Origin of the sequence: Dietzia cercidiphylli (genome assembly GCF_014145145.1) — a bacterium.
GTDB classification, from domain to species: Bacteria; Actinomycetota; Actinomycetes; order Mycobacteriales; family Mycobacteriaceae; genus Dietzia; species Dietzia natronolimnaea.
In genome coordinates, this window is record NZ_JAALEA010000512.1 from 1 (window position 1) to 2098 (window position 2098).

The following is a 2098-nucleotide window of genomic DNA, read 5'->3' on the forward strand; positions in this document are numbered from 1 at the left end:
AGAACCATGCCGGGGCCACGCGGCTGGCAGCGGCGCATGTCCTGGTCGACCAGTTCGCTCGGTCCGAACAGGCTCGGGACGACGAGGAGGGCGCCGGTTCGCGCCGGCCCGCGTACGCCCGGTTGGATCCGCAGGCGCGGGCCCGCGATCACCTCGTGGCGGCGTGTCAGCTCACGTGTTGGCACGCTGCGCGGTTGGTGACGGCCGGGACGCAGATCCATCGGCGACTGCCCCGTCTGCGGTCCACGATCGACCGCGGGTTGATGCCCGAGCAGTTGGCGATCGATATCGCGTGCCGCCTGGCCGAGGTGCCCGACGCGATCGTGTCGGTCGTGGAGGACGAGGTGGTCGCGCGTGTCATGGACGACCTCGACGGTGGCGACCGGCCGAGCCGCACCGCGGTGGACTCCGTGATCGATGATGCCGTGGGGAGACACGACCCGGCTGCCGCGGAGGATGCAGCCGCCGCGGCGGCCGCTACCCGCTCGGTCCGATTCCGCGGGGCACGGAACGGCATGGCCACGATGTGGGCCAGGCTCACCGCTGCCGATGCCGAACTCCTTCGGCGTCGCATCGACACCGACGCGTCGGCCGCCTCGGCGGACGGGTTGGATCGTCCCATGGACCAGCTCCGCGCCGACGCCCTCGCCGCGCTCGCCGTCCACCCGTCTGATGCGGGCCGGTCCGCGGCCGATACCGCCTCCGCCGCTGCCCGCGCGTCCGAGCACGACGGTATCGAGCACGACGGCATCGAACTCGGCGACGTCAGGGTCGGCGCGGACCTGCCCCGGCCCACACTGGGCAACGCCGCGCGGGCCGGTCAGCCGATCCGCATCAGCGTGATCGCCTCCGCGGCCCGGGGCCTGCCCAACCGTGTCGAGTTCGTCCACGGCGCGTACAGCAGCTTCGAGTGGCTCTGCACGGAACTGCTCGAGGGGGACGACGCGAGCGTGCGGTTCGAGCTCATCGACCCTGCCCCGGGCGTGCTCGACTCCCCGGAACACGCCCTGCGCTACGTGATCACCCCGGCGATGGCCGAGCGCATCCGGTTGCGCGACGGCACCTGCCGGCACCCGGGGTGCTCGGTTCCCGCCAAGGACTGCGACGTGGACCATGTGCTCGCGTTCAACAAGAAGGACCCTGAACTCGGCGGGCCGACCACCGAGTGGAACCTCGTCTGCCTGTGTCGGAAACACCACCGGGAGAAGACATTCGGGACCAACGCCTACCGGTCCGGGCCGTTGGGTGATCTCGTCATCATCACCGACACCGGGCACGAACACCGCACCAGACCCAAGGGCCCCCTGGCCCGTGCTCGTGACGCCATCCGGGAACGCGAGTGGAACGCCTACGCGGATCGCACCATCGCCGACGACGGCACACTCGTCAACCCGCCGGGTCACCACTGGCCCGGATCCCGCAGACGGCCAGCCTGATCGACTCAGCAGTCGCCGACGCCCACCCACTCCGAGACGCCGTCGGTGAAGCGCTGCCGCTTCCAGATGGGCACCCCGCGCTTGAGTCGTTCGATGAGCTCCGAGCAGGCGGCAAAGGCCTCGGCCCGGTGCGGCGCCACGGCCACCACCACCACGGCGACCTCGCCCACCGGCAGCACCCCCACTCGGTGCACCGCGCCGATGCGGACGGAGCGCCGCGGGTCGAGCGGTCCGCCCTTCTCGAGGTCGGGCGAGGTGTGTTCGGTCGCCACCTCGTCGCAGAGCCGTTCGAGGACGTCCTGCGCCGTGGGGTGGGCCGAGTACTCGATGTCGAGCACGTCGCGACCGTGGTCGTGGTCGCGCACCACCCCGGAGAACGTGACCATGGCGCCGTCGGCGGTGCTCCAGACGGCCTTCTCGACCTCACGGGGGTCGATCGCGGTCTCGGTGATCTGCACGAGTGGACTGCGGACGGTCATGGTCGGTTCCTCCTCGCGGTTCGGTCCCGGGCGGCTGCGGGCGGGGACGGTCAGTGCCCGCCACCGTGGGCGTGGACGGCGAGCAGGTGGTCCAACAACTCGTCGAGTACCGCCAGTCCGTCGCGCACCCCGCCCGAAGAGCCCGGGAGGTTCGCCACCAGGGTACGTCCGGAGAAGCCCGCC

Annotated in this window: 2 protein-coding genes and 1 pseudogene; 1 reads left to right on the forward strand and 2 read right to left on the reverse strand. The window is 71.4% G+C overall.

The features are described from left to right. On the forward strand, nucleotides 1-1436 hold a 1436-nt coding region (locus G6028_RS16545), incomplete at its 5' end, for an HNH endonuclease signature motif containing protein (RefSeq protein WP_241730846.1). Between the two features lie 5 nt (nucleotides 1437-1441). Here the strand turns inward: G6028_RS16545 and G6028_RS16550 are convergent. Together G6028_RS16550 and G6028_RS17835 are read right to left on the reverse strand one after the other, a co-directional pair. Next, nucleotides 1442-1915 carry a molybdenum cofactor biosynthesis protein MoaE gene (locus G6028_RS16550; RefSeq protein WP_182639505.1) on the reverse strand — a complete coding sequence of 158 codons (474 nt, stop codon included), beginning with the start codon at nucleotides 1913-1915 and terminating at the stop codon, nucleotides 1442-1444. A gap of 50 nt (nucleotides 1916-1965) precedes the next feature. Further along, a pseudogene (locus G6028_RS17835) lies at nucleotides 1966-2098 on the reverse strand (bifunctional molybdenum cofactor biosynthesis protein MoaC/MoaB); the annotation flags it as partial.